This window comes from Blautia sp. MSJ-9, from assembly GCF_018919065.1.
Taxonomy (GTDB): Bacteria; Bacillota; Clostridia; order Lachnospirales; family Lachnospiraceae; genus Blautia_A.
In genome coordinates, this window is sequence record NZ_JAHLQG010000018.1 from 32,664 (window position 1) to 54,984 (window position 22,321).

General features: G+C 43.0%; 19 protein-coding genes and 1 pseudogene. 17 read left to right on the forward strand and 3 right to left on the reverse strand.

The window, feature by feature from the left end; all coding sequences use genetic code 11:
• The first annotated feature begins 23 nt into the window (after positions 1-23).
• The 3 genes from KQI87_RS04820 to holA all read left to right on the forward strand — a co-directional run bounded on the left by KQI87_RS04820 (position 24) and on the right by holA (position 2,608).
• On the forward strand, positions 24-566 hold the full coding sequence (locus KQI87_RS04820) for a transcription repressor NadR (protein WP_216459120.1): 543 nt from the start codon (positions 24-26) through the stop codon (positions 564-566).
• 34 nt (positions 567-600) lie between these two features.
• A complete protein-coding gene (gene nadA, locus KQI87_RS04825; RefSeq protein ID WP_216459121.1) occupies positions 601-1,518 on the forward strand; it encodes a quinolinate synthase NadA in 918 nt (305 codons plus the stop codon).
• 94 nt (positions 1,519-1,612) lie between these two features.
• The gene (gene holA, locus KQI87_RS04830) at positions 1,613-2,608 is read left to right on the forward strand and encodes a DNA polymerase III subunit delta (protein ID WP_216459122.1); all 996 of its coding nucleotides are present in this window, start codon (positions 1,613-1,615) and stop codon (positions 2,606-2,608) included.
• A 194-nt stretch (positions 2,609-2,802) separates the two neighbouring features.
• Here holA and rpsT read toward each other — a convergent pair whose 3' ends face one another.
• Complete coding sequence (gene rpsT, locus KQI87_RS04835; RefSeq protein WP_330635998.1) at positions 2,803-3,066, reverse strand: 30S ribosomal protein S20; 264 nt, start codon at positions 3,064-3,066, stop codon at positions 2,803-2,805.
• Between the two features lie 193 nt (positions 3,067-3,259).
• On the opposite strand from rpsT, the gene gpr reads away from it, so the two are divergent.
• Both gpr and KQI87_RS04845 read left to right on the forward strand, forming a co-directional pair.
• Complete coding sequence (gpr, locus tag KQI87_RS04840; RefSeq protein ID WP_216459124.1) at positions 3,260-4,174, forward strand: GPR endopeptidase; 915 nt, start codon at positions 3,260-3,262, stop codon at positions 4,172-4,174.
• Positions 4,175-4,336: 162 nt separating this feature from the next.
• Positions 4,337-5,677, forward strand: coding sequence for a stage II sporulation protein P (locus KQI87_RS04845; protein ID WP_330655687.1), 1,341 nt, complete (start codon positions 4,337-4,339; stop codon positions 5,675-5,677).
• Positions 5,678-5,724: 47 nt separating this feature from the next.
• Here KQI87_RS04845 and KQI87_RS04850 read toward each other — a convergent pair whose 3' ends face one another.
• Positions 5,725-6,834, reverse strand: coding sequence for an Ig-like domain-containing protein (locus tag KQI87_RS04850; RefSeq protein WP_216459125.1), 1,110 nt, complete (start codon positions 6,832-6,834; stop codon positions 5,725-5,727).
• A 271-nt stretch (positions 6,835-7,105) separates the two neighbouring features.
• Between KQI87_RS04850 and lepA the strand changes: the two genes are divergently transcribed.
• The 4 genes and pseudogenes from lepA to uvrA all read left to right on the forward strand — a co-directional run.
• The gene (lepA, locus tag KQI87_RS04855) at positions 7,106-8,914 is read left to right on the forward strand and encodes a translation elongation factor 4 (RefSeq protein WP_216459126.1); all 1,809 of its coding nucleotides are present in this window, start codon (positions 7,106-7,108) and stop codon (positions 8,912-8,914) included.
• 54 nt (positions 8,915-8,968) lie between these two features.
• Positions 8,969-9,337, forward strand: a complete 369-nt coding sequence (locus KQI87_RS04860) for a hypothetical protein (protein WP_216459127.1) — start codon at positions 8,969-8,971, stop codon at positions 9,335-9,337.
• A gap of 120 nt (positions 9,338-9,457) precedes the next feature.
• Positions 9,458-10,600, forward strand: a complete 1,143-nt coding sequence (gene hemW, locus KQI87_RS04865) for a radical SAM family heme chaperone HemW (protein ID WP_216459128.1) — start codon at positions 9,458-9,460, stop codon at positions 10,598-10,600.
• Positions 10,601-10,807: 207 nt separating this feature from the next.
• Positions 10,808-13,585, forward strand: a pseudogene (gene uvrA / locus KQI87_RS04870) (excinuclease ABC subunit UvrA); the annotation flags it as partial.
• Here the strand turns inward: uvrA and KQI87_RS17160 are convergent.
• Positions 13,524-13,769, reverse strand: a complete 246-nt coding sequence (locus KQI87_RS17160) for a DUF6783 domain-containing protein (protein ID WP_334300723.1) — start codon at positions 13,767-13,769, stop codon at positions 13,524-13,526. The pseudogene uvrA and the gene KQI87_RS17160 overlap by 62 nt on opposite strands.
• On the opposite strand from KQI87_RS17160, the gene KQI87_RS17165 reads away from it, so the two are divergent.
• From KQI87_RS17165 to KQI87_RS04905, 8 genes are all read left to right on the forward strand, one after another.
• The gene (locus KQI87_RS17165; protein WP_334300724.1) at positions 13,701-13,844 is read left to right on the forward strand and encodes a DUF6783 domain-containing protein; all 144 of its coding nucleotides are present in this window, start codon (positions 13,701-13,703) and stop codon (positions 13,842-13,844) included. The genes KQI87_RS17160 and KQI87_RS17165 overlap by 69 nt on opposite strands.
• Before the next feature lie 220 nt (positions 13,845-14,064).
• On the forward strand, positions 14,065-15,054 hold the full coding sequence (locus KQI87_RS04875) for a rod shape-determining protein (protein WP_216459130.1): 990 nt from the start codon (positions 14,065-14,067) through the stop codon (positions 15,052-15,054).
• Between the two features lie 148 nt (positions 15,055-15,202).
• Positions 15,203-17,449 carry an SF1B family DNA helicase RecD2 gene (recD2, locus tag KQI87_RS04880; RefSeq protein WP_216459131.1) on the forward strand — a complete coding sequence of 749 codons (2,247 nt, stop codon included), beginning with the start codon at positions 15,203-15,205 and terminating at the stop codon, positions 17,447-17,449.
• Positions 17,450-17,565: 116 nt separating this feature from the next.
• A complete protein-coding gene (locus tag KQI87_RS04885) occupies positions 17,566-18,276 on the forward strand; it encodes a ComF family protein (protein WP_216459132.1) in 711 nt (236 codons plus the stop codon).
• Between the two features lie 149 nt (positions 18,277-18,425).
• Entirely contained in the window at positions 18,426-18,860 is a 435-nt protein-coding gene (locus KQI87_RS04890) for a hypothetical protein (RefSeq protein ID WP_216459133.1), read from the forward strand.
• Positions 18,857-19,951: a hypothetical protein gene (locus KQI87_RS04895; RefSeq protein WP_216459134.1), complete on the forward strand. Its 1,095-nt coding sequence runs from the start codon at positions 18,857-18,859 to the stop codon at positions 19,949-19,951. The genes KQI87_RS04890 and KQI87_RS04895 overlap by 4 nt, the downstream gene beginning before the upstream one ends.
• An 89-nt stretch (positions 19,952-20,040) precedes the next feature.
• Positions 20,041-20,931, forward strand: coding sequence for a diadenylate cyclase CdaA (cdaA, locus tag KQI87_RS04900; protein WP_216459135.1), 891 nt, complete (start codon positions 20,041-20,043; stop codon positions 20,929-20,931).
• Positions 20,906-22,219: a CdaR family protein gene (locus KQI87_RS04905; protein WP_216459136.1), complete on the forward strand. Its 1,314-nt coding sequence runs from the start codon at positions 20,906-20,908 to the stop codon at positions 22,217-22,219. Before cdaA ends, KQI87_RS04905 begins: the two co-directional genes overlap by 26 nt.
• Positions 22,220-22,321: the final 102 nt, after the last annotated feature.

Below are 22,321 nucleotides of genomic sequence, written 5' to 3' on the forward strand. Positions count from 1 at the left end.
TTGTTACAGAAAGGATTGTATTTATGAATACTGCGCAGAGAAGAAACGAAATTTTAAAACTCCTTCATCAGGCAGAGAAGCCGATCGCAGCCAGAGCACTGGCATCACAGTTTGGGGTAAGCCGGCAGGTGATCGTACAGGATATGGCAGTAATACGGGCGTCCACACCGGGAATCCTCTCCACTACCAGAGGCTATGTCCTGCAGCAGGACAAAGACGTTGCATGTACCAGAGAATTTAAAGTACGTCACGGACAGGAACAGGCAGCAGAAGAATTGAACCTGATCGTAGACTGTGGAGGACGGGTCAAGAACATCAGCATCAGTCACAGAGTCTACGGACGTGTCAGTGCAGAGATGGATATTCGTTCCAGACAGGATGTAAATGAATTTGTCCAGGCTATCAACAGCAGCCATTCCACAGTATTAAGCAGTGCGACTTCCGGTTATCATTATCATCTGGTAGAAGCTTCCAGCCAGGAAAGACTGGACCTGATCGGAGAACAGCTGGAGAAAGCAGGGTTCATTGCTCCACTTCAGCCATGGGAAAAAGAGAAACAGGAATAATGAAAACAGAATCAGGAAAAAAGGAATTAAAACAATGACAATAGCAGAAATTCAGCAGGAAATCCTGCGCATGAAAAAAGAAAAGGATATCTGTATCCTTGCACACGCATATCAGGGTCAGGAAATCCTGGAAGTGGCAGACTATACAGGCGATTCCTATGGACTGAGCGTCCAGGCTTCCAAAAGAGACTGCAGCGGCGTGATCATGTGCGGGGTCCGCTTCATGGCAGAAACATGTAAAATATTAAGCCCTGAAAAAAGAGTATGGCTCGCAAATCCGGCAGCAGGCTGTCCGATGGCAGAACAACTTGATCTGGAAAGCCTGCGTGAATTAAAAGCACAGTATCCGGATCATGCAGTGGTTGCCTACATCAACACAACTTCAGAACTTAAAACAGAATGTGATGTATGTGTTACTTCCTCTTCGGCATTAGAAATCTGCAGAAAACTGGAACAGGATAAGATCTTATTTATCCCGGATCCTAATCTGGGGCATTATGTAGCAGAAAAACTCCCGGAGAAAACATTTGAATTCTACAGAGGTGGATGTCCGAGACACATCGTAGTAAGTGCAAAAGATGTAGAAAATGCCCGCGCAGAACACCCGGATGCCCTTTTCCTGGTACACCCGGAATGCCGTCAGGAAGTAGTAGAAATGGCAGACTTTGTAGGTTCTACAACAGGGATTATGGACTTTGCTAAAAAATCCGATCACAAAGAATTTATTATCGGAACAGAAAACAGCATCGTAGAACATCTCCAGTTCGCTTGTCCTGATAAGAAATTCTACCCGGTTACTGTGCAACTCACCTGCATGAACATGAAAGTTACAACCCTTATGGATATCTATAACTGTCTTAAAGGAGAGGGTGGAGAAGAAATCTTCCTTCCACAGAATGTCATGGATGGTGCCGGAAGATGCATTCACAGAATGGTAGAACTGGGCGGCTGAATTTAGTATAGCAATTTTCTACTGGCTATTATTGCATGGAATTGGTACAATAAGTAATATTGAGAGAATATGAAAAAAGATCAGGGGTAGAAAATTGAAGAATATACAGGCAGACATTAAATCAGGTAATTTCAAACAGGCATATCTTCTGTATGGAGATGAAGCATATCTGAAGCAGCAGTACAAGCATAATCTGGTGAAGGCATTGAATCCGGATGGCGACACTATGAATTTCAATCATTATGAAGGAAAAGGCGTTGATGTTAAACAACTGATCGATCTCTGCGAAACTATGCCATTCTTTGCAGACCGGAGAGTAATCCTGTTGGAAGATACTGGTTTCTTTAAGAACAAGAGTGAAGAGCTGGCAGACTATATGAAAGAACTGCCGGATTATCTGTGCATGGTCTTTGTGGAATCCGAAGTGGATAAACGAAACCGTATGTATAAAGCGGTAAAAGCCTGCGGCACGATCGCAGAATTTGCCAGACAGGACGAGAAAACTTTGATGCGCTGGGCAGCAGGAATTCTTGGAAAAGCAGGAAAGAAGATTACACAGAGAGATATGGAACTTCTACTTACAAAGACAGGAACAGACATGGGAAATCTCAGAATGGAACTGGAGAAACTGATCTGCTACACAGAAGGCAGAGATGTGGTAACTGCAGAGGATATCGAAGAAATATGCACGACTCAGACCACCAACAGAATCTTTGATATGGTCCGTGCAGTAACAGAGAAGAATCAGAAACGTGCACTGGATCTTTACTATGATCTGCTGACGTTGAAAGAACCGCCAATGAGAATTCTGTTCCTCCTTGCGAAACAGTACCGTCAGCTGCTTCAGGTAAAACAGTTTGCCGAGGCAGGGCTGGCACAGCAGGAGATGGCATCGAAACTGGGAGTACCCAGCTTTGCAGTGCGAAACATCGCATCCTGCGCCAGAGCCTACACTATATCAGAACTGGAACAAGCAATCAAAGATTTTGTAGATGCAGAGGAATCCGTAAAAACGGGACGTCTGGAAGATAAACTGAGCGTAGAACTGCTGATTATTAAATATAGCAGTAAGGTGAGTAATGCGGGTTAAAAATGTGCAGATTTAAGATTGAGTCAAATTTATGATAATACAAAAACTTCCGGCAGAATATGAGATGCCTGTATAGATATCTCATATTCTGCCGGAAATTTTGTGTGAAATAACAGACAATAAAAAAGACAGCCACATGACGGTAATGGCTGTCCTTTTAATTATAAGCTTATAATTAAAAATTCAATCTATGATTAGTCAATGCTGTTAACAGCTTTAGCTAAACGAGCAACTTTTCTTGCACAGTTGTTTTTATGATAAACACCTTTAGATGTAGCTTTGCTGATTGTGGAAACAGCATCTTTTAATGCTACTTCTGCAGCTGCTTTATCTTTGTTTGCTACTGCTGCTTCAACTTTCTTGATAGAAGTCTTAACTGCGGATTTGATAGATTTGTTTCTAGCAGCTTTTGTTCTGTTTACTAAAATTCTTTTCTTAGCAGATTTAATGTTAGCCAATTCGTACACCTCCAATTTAATTCAATAAAAATATTAATTATACTCCTGTCATAGAAACAGACACGGGCGCTTCTATGAACATGCTTATATATATTATCCCAAATAGTCTTTTTTGTCAATACATATTTCTGTAAAAAAAGCTAAAAATATAGTTAATAAGACAATCACAATAAAAATGCGGGAGGAAGAGGAAATGTTGGGAAGTTATGGCATAAGAACAGACCTGGCACTGGAGGCAACAGAAAGGTTTACAGAGGAAAATGTGGAAGTACGCGGTGTGGAAGTTCAGGAAGACTATAATGAAGAAAAAGATATCCGCACAACAGTAGTAAAAATCACCACAGAAAACGGTGCACGTACAATGGGTCGTCCCCAGGGAAATTATATTACCATTGAAGCACCTGGACTTTCTGTCCATGACGAGGACTATCACAGAGAGATTTCACAGGAAATCATGCGTCATCTTCAAAAACTTATGAATCTGGAACGGGAGCAGTCGATCCTTGTTGTAGGTCTGGGAAATTCTGCTATCACTGCAGATTCACTGGGACCCCATGTAGTAGAGAACCTTCATATTACCAGACATATGATCCGTGAATACGGTCTCCAGAGTCTTGGAAAAGAAAAAATGCACCGTATCAGCGGGATCATCCCCGGAGTCATGGCGCAAACAGGAATGGAAACTTCAGAAATTATTCAGGGAATCGTGGCGGAGACAAAACCGGATGTAGTTATCGCCATTGATGCTCTGGCAGCTAGAAGCACCAGACGTTTGAACCGCACCATCCAGATCACAGATACCGGCATCAATCCAGGTTCTGGCGTAGGCAATCACAGAGTAGGGCTTACAGAGGAAAACCTTCAGGTCAAAGTAATCGGAATCGGGGTTCCAACAGTAGTAGATGCAGCAACGATTGTCCATGATTCCATGGCACATTTGCTGGACACACTGGAGGAGACAGAACAGAAAGAATTTTTGGAGGAAATGATCGCACCGCACCTTCATACCATGTTTGTGACTCCGAAAGATGTAGACGAGACAGTAAAATATTTAAGTTTTACGATTTCAGAAGGTCTGAACATGGCGTTTGAGGAAATCAGTGAATAGATATTATTACTGTTCATATGCAACTATCCCGCGAAGTGTATTACTGAGGATGGAGTAAACAGCAATTCCCCACCAATTGCTTGATTTGGTTAAATACCTGGCAGCAGGAACTGTGTATAAATGAGAAAACATGGACATAGGATAAGTCAAGAGGTGATCCATGTGACAAACTTTCAGAAAGCGTTCTGCATTGTGCTGAGCTTGTGCTTTTTTGCTTCGCTGGCAATCCTGCCGGGAGCGCTTTTTACAGGAGAAAATGTGTACAGGCATCTGCCCTTGTACCGCTTTCTGGAAAAAAAGACCCAGGTATCTTCCTATGAAGACAGGGAAACTTATGAAAAAATCGCAGGAGAAAATGGAAAATATCTCGGTGAACGCGCCAGGTCTGAACAGCTTGTGGCTGAGAATGAGAAAACGACACCTGAACCGGAAGAAAACGCAGTGACAGAAGAGACAATTGTACCGGAAGAAACAGCTATGCCGGAAAAAACAGCTATACCGGAGGAAACAATTATACCGGAGGAGACAGCTACGCCGGAGGAAACACTTGCGCCGGAAAAAACAGCTACGCCAGAGGAAACACCTATACCCGAGGAGATATCTGCTACTGAAATAACACCTGCATCAGAGGCGGCAGACCACTCTGAAACAATTCAGGAATCACCAGAACCTGACGAACCAGATCTTCACGATTCCACAGAAACTTTGGCAGCAGCGATCCCACATCCGGAAATTGACCTGTCTCCGGCAAAACTCGCAGACTATAACTATCTGCTGGGACAATTCTATATTGTAGATTCCAACACAGAAGCAGATGCCGTCCAGATCAATGCAGAAGACTTCCTCCAGCAGGACTTCGAAATTTCCAAAGACACAGAAACCCCTCAGATTCTGATCTACCACAGCCATTCTCAGGAAACCTTCGCAGATTCCAGAGAAGGCGAAGAAGCAGACACCATAGTAGGAGTCGGAGACTACCTGACCCAGCTTCTCACTGAAAACTATGGCTATAAGGTTGATCACATCAAAGAGCAGTTTGACATGGAATCCGGTGACCTTGACCGCAGCGCAGCCTACGATTACGCCCGGGACTATCTTGAGCTGTATTTGCAGGAACACCCTGACATTCAGGTCATTATCGACCTTCATCGAGACGGTGTCCCGGAAGATCGCCACCTTGTAACAGACATGAACGGAAAACCAACTGCCCAGATCCTTTTTTATAATGGACTGAGCTACACAGTCACCAAAGGTTCGCTAGATTATCTGCCGAACCCCTACATACAGCAAAACCTGGCATTCTCATTTCAATTAGAATACCAGGCTGCACAATACTATCCCGAATTCTATCGGGGAATCTACCTTGCAGGCTACCGCTATAACCTCCACTTACGTCCACGCTCCATTCTTCTGGAGGCCGGTGCCCAGACCAACACAGTTCAGGAAGTGAAGAATGCTATGGAGCCCTTTGCGGATATTCTCAATAGGGTACTGCAGGGGTAGCAAATGGAGTTTGACTTGTAAATATCTGAGCAATTACAATAGAACTTTTATACTGTATAGGTAACTCCAAGCTGACTAAGAGAGAGTTTTACAGTTTTCTTCAGAACCTGGCCGCACCCGGATGATAAGACTTGATATAGAGTATTTCCAAGTTCCTGAGTATCTTTGTCAGCTTTTTGACCATTTTTATAATAGAAAGTCAGTTTTCCAGAGGATCTGACATCGAAAGATGCTCTGGTATCCAGACTTTCATTTTCTCCCTCTACATGCATGGAAATCTGACCGGTATAAGTATGAGGACAGTCAATATAAAGATACATCGCTGCATAACCATCATATGCGGAATCACCTGCCAGATAGTCACAGGAGAGAGTGATACCATCTGTTTGGGTATCGCAGATTAAGTAATAGCCAAACACACCATCTCCGTAGGAAACGTACCAGTCGGAACCATTTTTAGTTCCTTTCTTTTTCAGATAGTTTTTTACTTTGGTATATTTACCAGAATATTTATTATATACGGAAGAACTTTTCACTGTAACGGTACAGGTAAAGGTTTTTCCGCAAAGAGTTGCTGTGATTTTTGCAGTTCCAGGGTTGATGGCAGTGATTTTTCCTCCATCTACAGTAGCAATCCGGGTGTTGCTTGATTTCCAGGCAGGGGTATGCCTGGTGTCAGGAAGTTTCAGTTTAAAGTTCTGACCTGTCTGCAGTTCCAGTTTTGTCTGATTCAGTTTTAACTGATTCAGTCCGGCAATCATGGAGATTCCTTCATGATTATAATCACTCCAGATAATCTTTCCGTTCTTTTTTATAAATGCTTTTACAGTGTAGACATACCTTACGCCAAAGGTTGGAGTGTTGTCTGTGAATGTTGTCTGATTTTTGTTGAAGACATCCTTCATCTTTTGCCACTTTAATCCGGAAGGACGGCGATAAATCCTGTAACCCGTAGCTTCCGGTACAGCGTTCCACCTTAAGATCAGAGTATTTTTACCTTTGGTTTTTAAAGAAAGCAGGCTAGGAGTAGAGGGAACTGTCTGTGCTGCCTGAACCTGTCTGGGGGCAATTCCGGTTATGGAATCTGCATAAGGAACTGCAGTAAGAATTATTAATCCGGCAATGAGACAGCAGAGAACCTTTTTCAGCTTTTTCATAATGAATTCCTCCGTAAATAAATTTTATAATGACATTATAATTATATTATAACAAAATAAAAGATAGATACAACCTGAAAAATGTTTTGGGGACAATGTATGTAATTTTCAGAGCGTAATAAATACGTGACAAAGTAACTGGAGCTGTGATATAATTCTTAATTAGCAATTAACCAATCAGAGTAGTCCAAAGCCGGAATAATCCATCAGCAGACAGATATTTCCGGTGTATAATGGGAGAGAACAGGAAATAGTAGGAGGGAATTCCTGAATGATAGATCAGAGTAAAATCAGAAATTTCTGCATTATTGCACATATAGACCACGGCAAATCCACCCTTGCCGACCGAATCATCGAAATGACCGGTACCCTGACCGAACGTGAGATGCAGTCTCAGGTCCTTGATAACATGGACCTCGAACGAGAACGAGGAATCACCATCAAATCCCAGGCAGTCCGAATCGTATACAAAGCCAAAGACGGCGAAGAATATATCTTTAACCTTATTGACACCCCAGGACATGTCGACTTCAACTACGAAGTATCCCGAAGCCTTGCTGCCTGCGATGGTGCAATCCTTGTAGTAGACGCTGCACAGGGAATCGAGGCTCAGACACTTGCAAACGTATACCTTGCACTGGATCATGACCTTGATGTACTTCCAGTCATCAACAAAATCGACCTGCCAAGCGCAGAACCGGACCGTGTAGTAAACGAGATCGAAGACGTCATCGGCCTTGAAGCCCACGATGCGCCAAGAATCTCAGCCAAAACAGGCCTCAACGTAGAAGAAGTCCTGGAGCAGATTGTAACCAAGATCCCTGCACCACACGGAGATGTAAACGCTCCGCTGAAAGCATTGATCTTTGACTCTGTTTATGATGCATACAAAGGAGTTATCGTATTCTGCCGTGTCATGGACGGCCGTGTCAAGAGAGGCACCCAGATCCATATGATGGCAACCGGATTCACAACAGAAGTCGTAGAAGTAGGATACTTCGGCGCAGGCCAGTTCATTCCGTGCGATGAGCTGACAGCAGGTATGGTAGGCTACATCACAGCCAGCATCAAGAACCTTGGCGATACCCGTGTAGGTGATACAGTAACAGATAAAGAAAGACCATGCGCAGAAGCACTTCCGGGATATAAGAAAGTAAACCCGATGGTATACTGCGGATTATATCCTGCAGACGGTGCCAAGTACGGAGACTTAAGAGATGCACTTGAGAAACTTCAGCTCAATGATGCTTCCCTTTTCTATGAACCGGAAACATCTGTAGCCCTTGGTTTCGGTTTCCGTTGCGGTTTCCTCGGACTTCTTCATCTGGAGATCATTCAGGAACGTCTGGAAAGAGAATATAACCTTGACCTTGTAACTACAGCACCAGGCGTTATTTACAAAGTACACAAGACAAACGGCGAAGTCATCAATCTGACAAACCCAAGTAATCTGCCGGATCCGTCAGAAATCGAATACATGGAAGAACCAATGGTAAATGCTGAGATTATGGTAACAACAGAATTTATCGGTGCAATCATGGATCTCTGCCAGGAACGAAGAGGCCAGTATATCGGAATGGATTATATGGAAGAAACACGTGCGCTTCTGAAATATAAACTTCCGTTAAATGAGATTATCTATGACTTCTTTGATGCTCTGAAATCCCGTTCCAGAGGCTATGCTTCCCTGGATTATGAACTCTGTGGATATGAGCGCAGCGAACTTGTGAAACTGGATATCCTGGTAAATAAAGAAGAAGTGGATGCTCTTTCATTTATCGTACATGCAGACACTGCTTATGAGCGTGGACGTAAGATGTGCGAGAAGCTGAAAGAAGAAATTCCGCGTCAGCTCTTCGAAATCCCGATTCAGGCAGCGATCGGAAGCAAGATCATTGCCAGAGAGACTGTAAGAGCCATGCGTAAAGACGTACTTGCCAAGTGCTATGGTGGTGATATTTCCCGTAAGAAGAAACTTCTGGAGAAGCAGAAGGAAGGTAAGAAACGTATGCGCCAGGTAGGAAATGTGGAAATTCCGCAGAAGGCATTTATGAGTGTATTGAAACTTGATGATAAATAAAAGTATCACAGTTGCAGACAGCAGTGATACTATGACAGAGAGTTGATATATAATATGAAGAAAAACAATTTTGCAGTAATTGCGCTATGTATGATCTTGAGCTGTGCGCTTCTCTCCGGATGTGGAAAAAAGAAAGAGGTAGATGAAGCCTCTTCTCAGGTAATCCAGATCAGTGTAGCACCGGAGGTTACTCCGACACTGGCTCCGGATCAGGTCAGTTCAGATGCTGTTGTGACAAATGGAAATATGACGATGGTCAACGAATATCTTGCAGATCAGAATACATCAGCAGAAACAGTTTCTGACAGCAGTAGCAATATCAATATAAATACAGACAGCACTGAAGATAGTAGTGAATCTGACAACACGGACGATACACAGGATAGTGCTGAATCTGGCGATAACAGTACAGATGGATACTGATCAGTTATATCTATATGGAGAAATGAAAGGTATAGCTTCGTGTCCCGAGTTCAAAAGTCTTATCGTGCAGGCATGAACAGATTTTTGACTCAGATTTTTAAAATGTGACAGGAGATGGAAATGGAAATTAGAGACATAACAGGCTCTCCCATGGAAATTTACATCCACATTCCGTTTTGTATAAAGAAATGCGACTACTGTGATTTCTTGTCAGGACCGTCCGGTCCGAAGGAGCAGGAAGCCTATGTGCAGGCTCTGATTGAAGAAATCCATGCAGTAAAGGAAGGTAAGGGAAGGAGTGTATCCTCTATATTTATTGGAGGAGGCACTCCTTCTGTTTTGGATGCGAGATTTATCGGAGAAATCCTGAATGAAATAAGAGAAAAATTTTTGATAGAGAATAACGCGGAGATTACGATTGAGGTAAATCCCGGAACTGCAGACAGGAAGAAACTCCGGGCATACAGATCTTATGGGATCAACCGTATGAGTATCGGTCTGCAGTCCCCGGATGACAGGGAGTTAAAAATTCTCGGCAGGATTCATAATTACGGGCAGTTTCTGGAAACCTATAAGAATGCAAGAGATGTCGGTTTTGATAATATCAACATTGACTTAATGAGTGCGATTCCAGACCAGACTTATGAAGGATGGGAAAAAAATCTGTGCACTGTAGCAGAACTGGAACCGGAGCACATTTCAGCATACAGCCTGATCATTGAAGAAGGTACTCCTTTTGCATCCAGAAAACTGAATTTGCCAGATGAAGATACCGAATATAATATGTATGAAGCAACTGCACGGATTCTGAGAGAGTATGGTTTTGAACAGTATGAGATTTCCAATTATGCGAAAGACGGCAGAGCCTGCAGACATAATATAGGTTACTGGACCAGACAGGACTATCTGGGATTTGGACTGGGCGCGTCTTCACTTTATGGAAAGGAACGTTTTGCAAATACAGCTGACAGAGAAATATATCTGCAAAACAGCAGCCGTCCGGAGCTGATCCGGGAAAGGGAACCGGTTCTTACCAGAGAGGATGAAATGGCAGAATTTATGTTTTTGGGACTTCGTATGACAGGGGGAATTGCAAAGACGGATTTTGAGCAAAATTTCGGATGCCCGATCGAGGAAATCTATGGAGAAGTTCTGAAGAAATATAAATCTATGAAGCTGCTTGAGGAGAAAGACGGCAGAGTCTTTCTGAGCAGAGAAGGAATTCATGTGAGTAATTCCGTTATGGCAGAATTTTTGCTGTAAACGCCTTGACGAACAAATGTTCTTATATTATACTGGAGACATACAAGTCAAAATCCCATCGCCGCAGGCGATTTTCAATGGATTTTGACTCGTAACTGTGAAGGTACTGAACAGTTACATTTTATCCTGCAAACACGGCACAGATAACTTTTTTACTTAGATATTATAACGGATTCAGACAAGAATGAATAAGAAACGGAGGCAGACATGGCCGCAGATATATCAAAGAAACAATTTATCAGGATCAGAGGAGCGAATGTTAATAATCTTAAGAATTTAAGTGTTGATATTCCGAGAGATAAGTTTGTAGTACTCACCGGACTGAGCGGTTCCGGGAAGTCTTCACTGGCTTTTGATACTATTTATGCAGAAGGACAGAGACGTTATATGGAGTCTCTGTCTTCCTATGCGCGACAGTTCCTTGGCCAGATGGAGAAGCCAGATGTAGAGAGTATTGAAGGTCTGCCGCCGGCGATTTCCATTGACCAGAAGTCAACTAACCGCAACCCGCGTTCTACAGTGGGTACTGTGACAGAGATTTATGACTATTTCAGACTTCTCTATGCCAGAGTAGGAATTCCGCATTGTCCGAAGTGCGGCAGAGAGATTAAGAAGCAGACAGTTGACCAGATGGTAGACAGTATCATGTCTTTTCCGGAGAGAACAAAGATTCAGCTGTTGGCGCCTGTTGTAAGAGGTCGTAAGGGAACTCATGTCAAACTTCTGGACCATGCGAAGCGAAGCGGCTATGTCCGTGTGCAGATTGACGGAAATATGTATGAGCTTTCTGAGGAAATCAGTCTGGATAAGAATATCAAGCATAACATTGAGATCGTGGTAGACCGTCTGATCGTGAAACCGGGAATTGAGAAGAGACTTTCAGATTCTATTGAGACCGTACTGGAACTGGCAGACGGACTTCTCATGGTAGATACCATGGATGGAAATATTCATAATTTCAGCCAGAGTTTTTCCTGCCCGGATTGTGGAGTGAGCATTGATGAGATTGAGCCGAGAAGTTTCTCCTTCAATAATCCGTTTGGTGCCTGCCCGGACTGTCTGGGACTTGGATATAAGATGGAATTTGATATTGACCTGATGATCCCGGATAAATCTTTAAGCATTCTGGAAGGAGCGATTGCGGTAACCGGATGGCAGTCCTGTACAAGTGAGGGAAGCTTTTCACGGGCAATCCTGGATGCACTTGCCAGAGAGTATGATTTCAGTCTGGCAACACCATTTGAAGATTATCCGGAGAAAATCAAGGATATTCTGATCAACGGAACGAACGGACATTCCGTTAAGGTTTATTATAAGGGACAGCGCGGAGAGGGTGTTTATGATGTGGCATTCCCCGGACTGATCCGAAATGTGGAGCAGCGTTACAGAGAGACTGGTTCAGATACCATGAAGCAGGAGTATGAATCTTTCATGCAGATCACTCCGTGTAAAACCTGTAAGGGTCAGCGATTGAAGAAAGCGTCTCTGGCAGTGACTGTTGCGGATAAGAATATTTATGAGATCACGAACCTTTCTATAGAGAAGCTGAAGGCCTTTCTTGCAGATATGCAGCTTACGCAACAGCAGCAGCTTATCGGCAAGCAGATTCTGAAGGAGATCAAAGCGCGAGTAAGCTTTTTGTCAGATGTAGGTCTGGATTATCTTTCTCTGGGACGTGCTACCGGAACTCTTTCCGGAGGTGAAGCACAGAGAATTCGTCTGGCTACACAGATCGGTTCCGGACTGGTAGGTGTTGCCTATATTCTGGATGAGCCAAGTATTGGTCTTCATCAGAGAGATAATGACAGACTTCTCAGTTCTCTGATGAAACTGCGTGACCTTGGAAACAGTCTGATCGTTGTGGAACATGATGAAGATACTATGCGTGCAGCAGACTGTATTGTAGATATCGGACCTGGAGCAGGAGAACATGGAGGACAATTGGTTGCCATGGGAACTGCCGAGGATCTGATGAAGAATGAGAATTCAGTTACAGGTGCCTATCTGAGTGGGAAATTGAAGATTCCAGTACCAGCAGAGAGACGTAAGCCAACTGGTTTTCTGACCATTAAGGGAGCGGCGGAGAACAATCTTAAGAATATTGATGTGAAGATTCCTCTTGGAATTATGACCTGCATTACCGGTGTTTCAGGTTCGGGCAAGAGTTCTCTGATCAATGAGATCCTTTATAAACATCTTGCAAGAGATCTGAACCGCGCAAGAGTGATCCCTGGCAAGCACAAGGATATCCTTGGGGTGGACCAGCTGGACAAGGTAATCAATATTGACCAGTCACCGATCGGACGTACACCGAGATCGAACCCTGCAACTTATACAGGCGTGTTTGACCAGATCCGTGATCTTTTTGCTGCAACAGCAGATGCCAAGGCAAGAGGATATAAGAAAGGACGTTTCAGCTTTAATGTAAAGGGCGGCAGGTGTGAAGCCTGCAGTGGCGATGGTATCATCAAGATCGAGATGCATTTCCTCCCGGATGTCTATGTACCATGTGAAGTCTGCAAAGGCAGAAGATATAACAGAGAAACTCTGGAAGTGAGGTATAAGGATAAGAGCATTTATGATGTGTTAAACATGACAGTGGAGGAAGCATTGACATTTTTTGAAAATGTTCCTTCTATTAAAAGAAAGATCCAGACACTGTATGATGTAGGGCTTTCCTATATCCGGCTGGGACAGCCGTCCACAGAACTTTCCGGAGGAGAGGCGCAGAGAATTAAACTTGCGACAGAGCTGAGTAAGAGAAGTACAGGTAAGACGATCTATATCCTGGATGAGCCGACAACCGGACTTCATTTTGCAGATGTGCACAAACTGGTAGAGATTCTGAAGCGTCTGTCAGAGGGCGGTAATACAGTAGTTGTGATCGAACATAATCTGGATGTGATCAAGACAGCGGACTATATTATTGATATTGGTCCGGAGGGCGGTGACAAGGGAGGCACTGTGGTAGCACAGGGAACTCCGGAGGAAATCGCACAGTCACCAGTCTCTTATACTGGAAAATATGTAAAAAAATATCTGGAAGATTAGAGCGTGTTTGAAAAATCGTTCCCGCAATCTGCACGCCCCACTTTGCGGTATATTTTGCCCGAATTCGGTTGTCGTAGCCCGCTACGACGCCCTCATCCGAACAAAATCTCCCACAAATTGTGACGCACATCTTGCAGAAAGTCTTTTTCAAACACGCTCTGGGGCTTTTCTTTTGGCAGGAAGTTGTATATAATAGAAGCGATTATCTGACCGAATTATAGCAATCATCGTAACTGTTCAGTACCTTCATCGTGGACTGCGGAATAAGTAACGATCATCTAAAATAATGTATTTTAATCTTGTTTATCAGAGAGTGAAAATACTTTGTTGAACTGTCTTAAATACATGATTTACAGGGATTACTATAAATGGCAACAGGATATTAAGAACGTAAGAACAGAAAGGGGATTTCCATGCCGGCAACTGATATTGGAATTGACCTGGGAACCAGGAATAGTCTGGCTTATTCTACAACAAGAGGACTTGTGTTAAATGAACCTTCTATTGTAGTTTATGATAAGAATACAGAGAAGATCCGGGCAATCGGAGAGGAAGCCCGTATGATGGAGGGAAGGATTACTTCAGATCTGGAGATTATCCGGCCGATCAGACAGGGCGTGATCGTTGATTATACAGTTACAGAGAAAATGCTGAAATATTTTATATCCAGGGCAATCGGAAGGAGAGCGTTTCGCAAGCCGAGGATCAGTATTTGTGTTCCGAGTGGAATTACAGAGATTGAACGAAAGGCAGTAGAAGAAGCGACTTATCAGGCAGGAGCCAGGGATGTCTATATGGTAGAGGAGCCTATTGCAGCAGCAATCGGAGCTGGGGTAGATGTGACGAAACCTTTTGGTAATCTGGTTGTGGATATTGGAGCCGGAACATCTGATGTTGCAGTTATCTCACTGGCAGGAGTTGTAGTTTCTGCTTCTGTAAAGGTTGCGGGGGATACTTTTAATCAGGCAATCCTGAATTATGTGAGAAAGAGCCATGGACTTTTTATCGGTGAGGATATGGCAGAGAAGATCAAAATACAGATCGGAACAGCCAGTGAAGAATCCAATCCAAGAACGATGGAAGTGAAGGGACGAAATGTGATCACAGGTCTGCCGAAGACGGTGACACTTACATCAGAGGAGATCCGTGTGGCATTGAAGGATTCTACTACCCAGATTGTAGAGACTGTACATGGAGTTCTGGAGAAGACACCTCCGGAACTGGCAGCGGACATTGTAGACAGAGGAATTGTGCTTACAGGCGGCGGTGCACTTCTTCATGGAATGGATACACTGATCGAGCAGAGAACAGGAGTGAGTACACTGACGGTTCAGGATGCAATGAGCGTAGTTGCAGTGGGAACAGGTAAGTACGCAGAGGTAATGGCACGTTTTGATGGATAAAGCAGGAGGTACTGCATGTTGCAGTGCCTTTTTGTGTTGTGTAAAAGATTTTTGATTATTGTTCATTGTTAATATCCTGTGAAGTATCTTGCCGGATACGGAGTGAACAGTAAAAGTTTTGGGGAGCAGGAGGTGCAGGAAAAAATACATGAGCGAAACGGTTACAGGATACATAGATCATATTATTTTCAGAAATGAAGATAATGGATACACGGTTATGGTTTTAAAAGATACAAAAGAAGATACGGAATTAACCTGCGTCGGAAGTTTTCCTTCCATCACACAGGGCGCCTCTATTGAAGCAACAGGAGTGTATACCCACCATCCTGTGTATGGAAAGCAGTTCCAGATCAGCTCTTTTGTAGAGAAAATGCCTGAGGATACAGATGGGATAGAACGTTATCTGGGTTCTGGAGCCATTAAAGGAATTGGTGCTGCTCTGGCAGCCAGAATCGTGCGCAGGTTTGGTGAAGATACGTTGCGTATTGTGGAAGAAGAACCGGAACGACTGGCAGAAGTAAAGGGAATCAGTGAAAAAAAAGCCAGAGAGATCGCTGCACAGGTATCTGAGAAAACAGATATGCGAAGGGCTATGATCTTTTTGCAGAAATATGGGATTTCCCTGAATCTGGGAGCAAAGATCTATCAGAAATACAAGGAGTCTGTTTATACAGTGCTCCAGGAGAATCCTTACAGACTGGCAGAGGATATTTCGGGTGTTGGCTTTAAAATCGCAGATGAGATTGCTGCCAGGATTGGAATTCATGCAGATTCAGATTACAGAATCCGCAGTGGAATGTTGTATACTCTCCTACAGGCTTCAGGGGAGGGACATACCTATCTTCCAAAGGAGCAGTTATTTACAAGATGTTCCCGTCTTCTGGGAGTAGATTCGTCCTATATGGAGAAGCATCTGATGGACATGGTCATTGACAGAAAGCTGCTATTGAAGGAGAAGAACGGAGAAACCATTGTCTATCCTGCACAGTATTATTATCTGGAATTAAATACTGCCCGTATGCTTAATGAGCTGAATATTCTGTGTCCGGAGGATGAGAAGTTTGTTCAGCACAGGATCGAGATGATCGAGAAAGATACAGGAACAGTTCTGGATGAAATGCAGAAGAAAGCGGTTACAGAGGCTGCAAGTCATGGTTTATTTATTCTGACCGGTGGACCAGGTACAGGTAAAACAACTACGATCAATGCGATCATCCGCTTTTTTGAAGCAGAAGGAGCAGAACTCCGGCTTGCAGCGCCTACCGGGCGTGCTGCCAAGAGGATGACAGAGACTACCGGGTATGAGGCACAGACGATTCACCGTCTTCTGGAACTCAATGGAATGCCAGAGGACGAAAGGGACGGTCGTTCTGCTAAATTCGAGAGAAATGCACAGAATCCGCTGGAGGCGGATGTGATCATTATTGATGAGATGTCTATGGTGGATATTCATCTGATGCATTCCCTTCTTCTTGCAGTAACTACTGGAACAAGACTGATCCTGGTAGGAGATGAGAACCAGCTTCCAAGCGTCGGACCGGGAAATGTCCTGAGAGATATTATTCATAGCGGATGTTTTCCGGTGGTGGAGCTGACAAAGATTTTCAGACAGGCTTCAGAGAGTGATATTGTTGTAAATGCACATAAGATCAACAGAGGTGAGCAGGTACAGATCAGTAATAAGAGCCGTGACTTTTTCTTTTTGAAAAGATATGATGCAGATATTATCATAAGAGTTGTGATCGCGCTGATCCAGGAGAAACTGCCTCATTATGTGGACGCCAAGCCTTTTGAGATACAGGTATTGACGCCTATGAGAAAAGGACTTCTGGGAGTAGAACGTCTGAATCAGATTTTGCAGAGATTTCTTAATCCACCGGAGGAGAGCAAGCCGGAGAAAGCAGTTGGAGAGCGCCTGTTCCGTACCGGAGATAAGGTGATGCAGATCAGGAATAATTATCAGATGGAATGGGAAATCCGTGGAAGATACGGTATTGTCATTGAGAAAGGTGTGGGTGTTTTTAATGGCGACACCGGAATTCTTAAAGAAATCAATGAGTTTGCAGAGACTGCAGAAGTAGAGTTTGAGGATGGACGTTTTGCCATTTATTCCTTTAAGCAATTGGAGGAGCTGGAATTGGCATATGCCATTACAATACATAAATCTCAGGGTTCCGAATATCCGGCAGTGATCCTTCCACTGCTTTCCGGACCGCAGATGCTGCTGAACAGGAATCTTCTTTATACAGCAGTGACCAGAGCACGAAAGTGTGTGACTGTGGTTGGAAGCGAGGAAACTTTTGCGGAGATGATACGCAATGAAAAACAGCAGAAGCGTTACAGTGCGCTGGATGAGCGGATCATAGAGCTGAGCAATGCGATGGAAGATGAATAACAGATAACAAAGAAGAAAACAATTTGTTGGTACCCTAATAGCGAAGAAATAGAGGGAAACGGCAGATAAAGGATGCGTAATGAGCAGATATAAAAAATAGCGGAGAGGAACAGGAAATGAAAGTAAGTCGTTTATTAAGCAGAATTCTTGATGTTTTTTACCCCAGACGCTGTCCTGTCTGCCAGAAAATCCTGAAGGATCAAAGGCGGATGATCTGTCCGGAATGTGAGAGACTTCTTCGACCTATCGGACATCCAAGGTGCTATAAATGCGGAAAACCCGTTGAAAAAGGGGAATATTGCAGAGACTGTGAAAGAAGGCAGCATATATTTGAACAGGGAAGAGGGATTTTTGTTTATGACAGCAGGATGAGAAGATCTGTTACCAGATACAAGTACTATGGATGCCGGGAATACGGAGATTTTTTTGCAAGGGCAATGTACCGGTATGGACAGAAAGAACTGCGGGAATGGGATCCTGACCTGATCGTACCAGTTCCTGTGCACAGGTCAAAGGAACGAATGCGGGGATTTAATCAGGCAGCGTATCTGGCAGAACGTCTCAGTCGCTATACAGGGATCCCGGCAGATATGGAACTGGTAAAGAAAGTAGTGAAAACCAGATCCCAGAAGAAACTGAACGCACTACAGAGAAGAAAGAATCTTGAGAAAGCTTTTTTTGCGACAAAGAATGTCAGAGGAAAAAATATTCTGGTGGTGGACGATGTTTATACGACCGGAAGTACCATAGATGCAATGGCAGGATGCCTGAAGAAAAAAGGGGCAGAAAATGTATATTTTCTTACTGTCTGTATAGGTCGGACATAGGTTGTATATCAGAAAAAACACTTTTCATACATAATGATATATGTTACAATTAATCTGTATGATTATATAATGGTACTGGACAAAAGGCAGTGCGAAGCCAGCTGGTATCAGACTTAGTAAAAGGGAAAACATGCAGTAAGGAGTAATTTATGTTAAATGAAGAGAAGATAAAAATCATGAACAAACTTGCCATGTATGAACAAGGTGAAGGAAAGAAATATCTTCCAGTCAGTAAGTTCTATAGAAGTGATTACATTGGACTTGCCATGATTAAAAACTTTTTCATTGTTACGATTGGTTATTGTCTGGTTTTGGCCGGTATCGCAGCGTATTTTGGTGAATACCTGATAGACAATATTCATAAGATGAATCTTGTTTCACTGGGAGTGGAAGCGATTTTTGGGTATGTGATCGTACTGGTGGTGTTTTCAGTACTTACCTATATTCAGTATACGGTAAAATACCGCAAGGCCAAGAAGAGTGTGAAGAATTATTACGAAGAGCTTACACAGTTAAGCAAAATATACGGCCGTGAAGAGAAAAAATCCTCAGCCAGAGGAGTTTCAGGAGGATATAAGAGATGACAGCATTACTCGAATTGAAACAGAAAATTAAGAATTTATATAGTCAGTATGAGGTTTATATCCTGCCTGTTTTACGTTTTATCCTTGCTCTGGTTTATTTTGTATGGATTAATTCGAATATGGGATATATGACACAGCTCAATAATATATTTATTGTACTGATCCTGGCACTGATATGCTCTATCTTACCGTCCAGCATTATGATTTTTGCAGGTTTTGCATTGATGATCGCCCATAGTTATGCAGTGGGAATAGAAGTTGCAGGATTTATGCTGGTACTGATCCTGTTTATGACAATTTTATTCCTGCGATTCAGCGCAGGCAATAATATCGTGCTGGTATTTACCCCACTTTCTTTTGGATTCAGTGTTCCGACACTTCTTCCTATAGGAAGCGGACTTCTGTGCAGTGCGGCTTCCGCGCTTCCGGCAGGCTGTGGAGTAATTATTTACTACTTTATCCGTTTTATCCGTGTACAGAATAAAATCCTGGAGAATGCGGATGTTGCTATGGCAGATAAATTAAAATTGCTGGCAGACGGAATTGTGCAGAACTGGGGAATGTGGATCACAGTGATTGCATTTATTGCTGTAACTTTACTGGTAAATCTGATCCGTACACGTTCTTTTGACTATGCATGGAGAATTGCCATTGTTGCAGGTGGAGTTGTTTATGTTCTTGTGATCCTGGCAGGCGGATTTTATTTTGGCCTGAATATTAATGTAATCGCACTGATTATTTACACAGTGATCTCTGTTGTGATCGGACTGGTCCTTGAGTTCTTTGTGTTTGGTGGAGATTATACCCGTACAGAGAGACTGGAATACGAGGACGACGAGTATTACTATTATGTTAAAGCAGTGCCGAAGGCCTCTGTAGCAACTTCTGAGAGAAGCATTAAGAAGATTAATGGTGAACCTGCAAACGATGAAAAACAGCAGGATAATGTAGTTTCTTATGCAAATCCAATCTTCCATGGAGATGAGGAAACAGTACAGATTCCGGAAGATGCAGCTCCTGTAGAGAGGAAGAGAGATATTGACAGCATTGACTTTGAGAAGAAACTGGAAGAATCATTAAAGAATCTTTAGGGAAAATGCTGGTTACTGTTTGTAGAGTGAACAGTGATAAACTTTAAGATACTGCTTATGCAGGGAATAATAAGGGAAAGGAGAACCGTATGCAGAATATTTCAGGAAATCTGATCGAGATGTTATCAAGAATGGCACTTCCTAAAATTGGGATTATTGATATCATACAGATTGCACTGATCGCATTTTTTGTATACCAGTTTATGGTGTGGATCAAGTATACTCATGCGTATACACTGCTGAAAGGTATACTGGTTGTTCTCCTCTTTATTCTGGTAGCCTATATTTTTAAGATGAATACGATCCTGTGGATCTTTTCAAATCTGGCAAGTACATTGATCGTAGGTGTGATCGTTATTTTCCAACCGGAGCTGCGAAAAGCTCTGGAGCAGATCGGACAGAAGCGGATCATGGCTTCACTGATACCTTTTGATGCAGGTAAAGAAGTGAAAGAACGATTTACAGACAAGACGATCAGTGAACTGGTTAAGGCATGTTTCGATATGGGAGAAGTTAAGACCGGAGCATTAATTGTGATTGAACAGAATGAGCTGCTGACCGACTATATTCGTACAGGTATTAATCTGGACGCAATTCTGACAAGTCAGCTTCTGATCAATATATTTGAGCATAATACACCACTTCATGACGGAGCTGTTATTGTGAGAGAAAACCGTATTGTGGCGGCAACCTGTTATCTTCCGTTATCAGATAATATGGAGCTGAGCAAACAGCTTGGAACACGTCACAGAGCAGGTGTGGGGATCAGTGAGCAGACAGATTCTGTTACGATCATTGTATCAGAGGAAACGGGGCAGGTGTCTGTGGCACAGGGCGGAAGACTGATCAGAGGCGTGAACAGCGCGAAACTTCGTGAGATTCTTGTCAAGGCACAGAATAAACAAGTCGTAGACAACAGCAAACTTCGTCATTTACTGAAAGGAAGAGTGAAGCATGAAGAAGAGAAAAATAACAGATAATATACCTCTTAAGATCATGTCTGTCGCAGTAGCTGTTGTAGTATGGTTGATTGTTGTGAATATTGACAATCCCGTAGGTACAAATTATTATACATTGAATAATGTTGAACTGATCAATAAAGAATATGTGGAGTCTTCGGATACGATTGGTAAGATGTGTATGCCGGAACAGAGCCAGGATTCTATCAGAGTCGCGATCACAACAACAAAGAAGATCAGAGACCGGATCAAAGTTACGGATATTTCTGCAGTAGCGGATCTGCAGCAGGCAGTAAGTCTGGACACGAATCCTGTTATGGTTCCGATCACAGTGACCTGTTCTATACCTGGTGTATCAGCAAATGATATTAAAGTTACTCCACAGAATCTCAGTGTGAATCTGGACGAAAAGGAAACACAGGAGTTTGTAGTTAATGTCAGTAGAGGGGATACAAAACCTGGCAAGGACTATGAGGTAGGAAGTCTTACAGCTAATCCTGAGAAAGTAAGGATTACAGGTCCAAAGACCCTGATAAATAAAATAGATAAGGTAAATGCTGCCATTGATCTGGATGGAAATACACAGGATTTCAGTCAGGACGTAAATCTCACGATTATTGACAAGAATCAGGAACCTCTTTCTGACTCTGAGATGAATTCATTGAGGATTGAGAATAATGCGAAAGTGGTAGTGACTGCAAGACTCTGGAAGATCCGTCAGGGAGTGGGAATTTCCGCAGGCTATGTGGGAACACCGGCGGACGGATATCAGGTAGGATCTGTAAAAACTGTACCGGATACTATCAGTGTAGCAGGGAGTACAGAGGGACTGGAGAGCCTTGCCCAGAATGATAATGTGATTACAATACCGGCAGACAGTATTGATATTTCAGGTGAATCTAAAGATATTGAGAAGAAGATCAATCTGAGTAACCTTCTTCCGGATAATGTGAAGCTTACCAGTGATTCCAGCGAGGATGTGTGGGTAACAGTAAGTATCCTGCCTGTTGGAAGCAGAGAATTTGATATTCCGACTAAAAGTATTGAAGTCAAGAATAAGCCGGATGATCTGCAGGTAACATTTGAGACTGCGCAGATTGCGGTTCGCATTAAATCAGATGAGAATGACATGGATGATCTGAATGCACAGAAAGATATTAAAGCTTCTATAGATTTGAATGGTAAAGAGGAAGGAAACTATGAGGTTCCGGTCAAGATTGTTTTACCAGACGGATATGAGACAGTAGAGGATATAACTACAGAAGTGGTGATTTCATCAGGAACTGCTGTTGATGAGAGTAAGAGCTAAGAGTATCTGGCTATGCTGAGGCTTTTTCATCTGTGCAATCGGATTTGCAGACAAGTGAGAGGTATAGTTATTTCGAAAACGCTCTAGTTACTGAGAATGGAG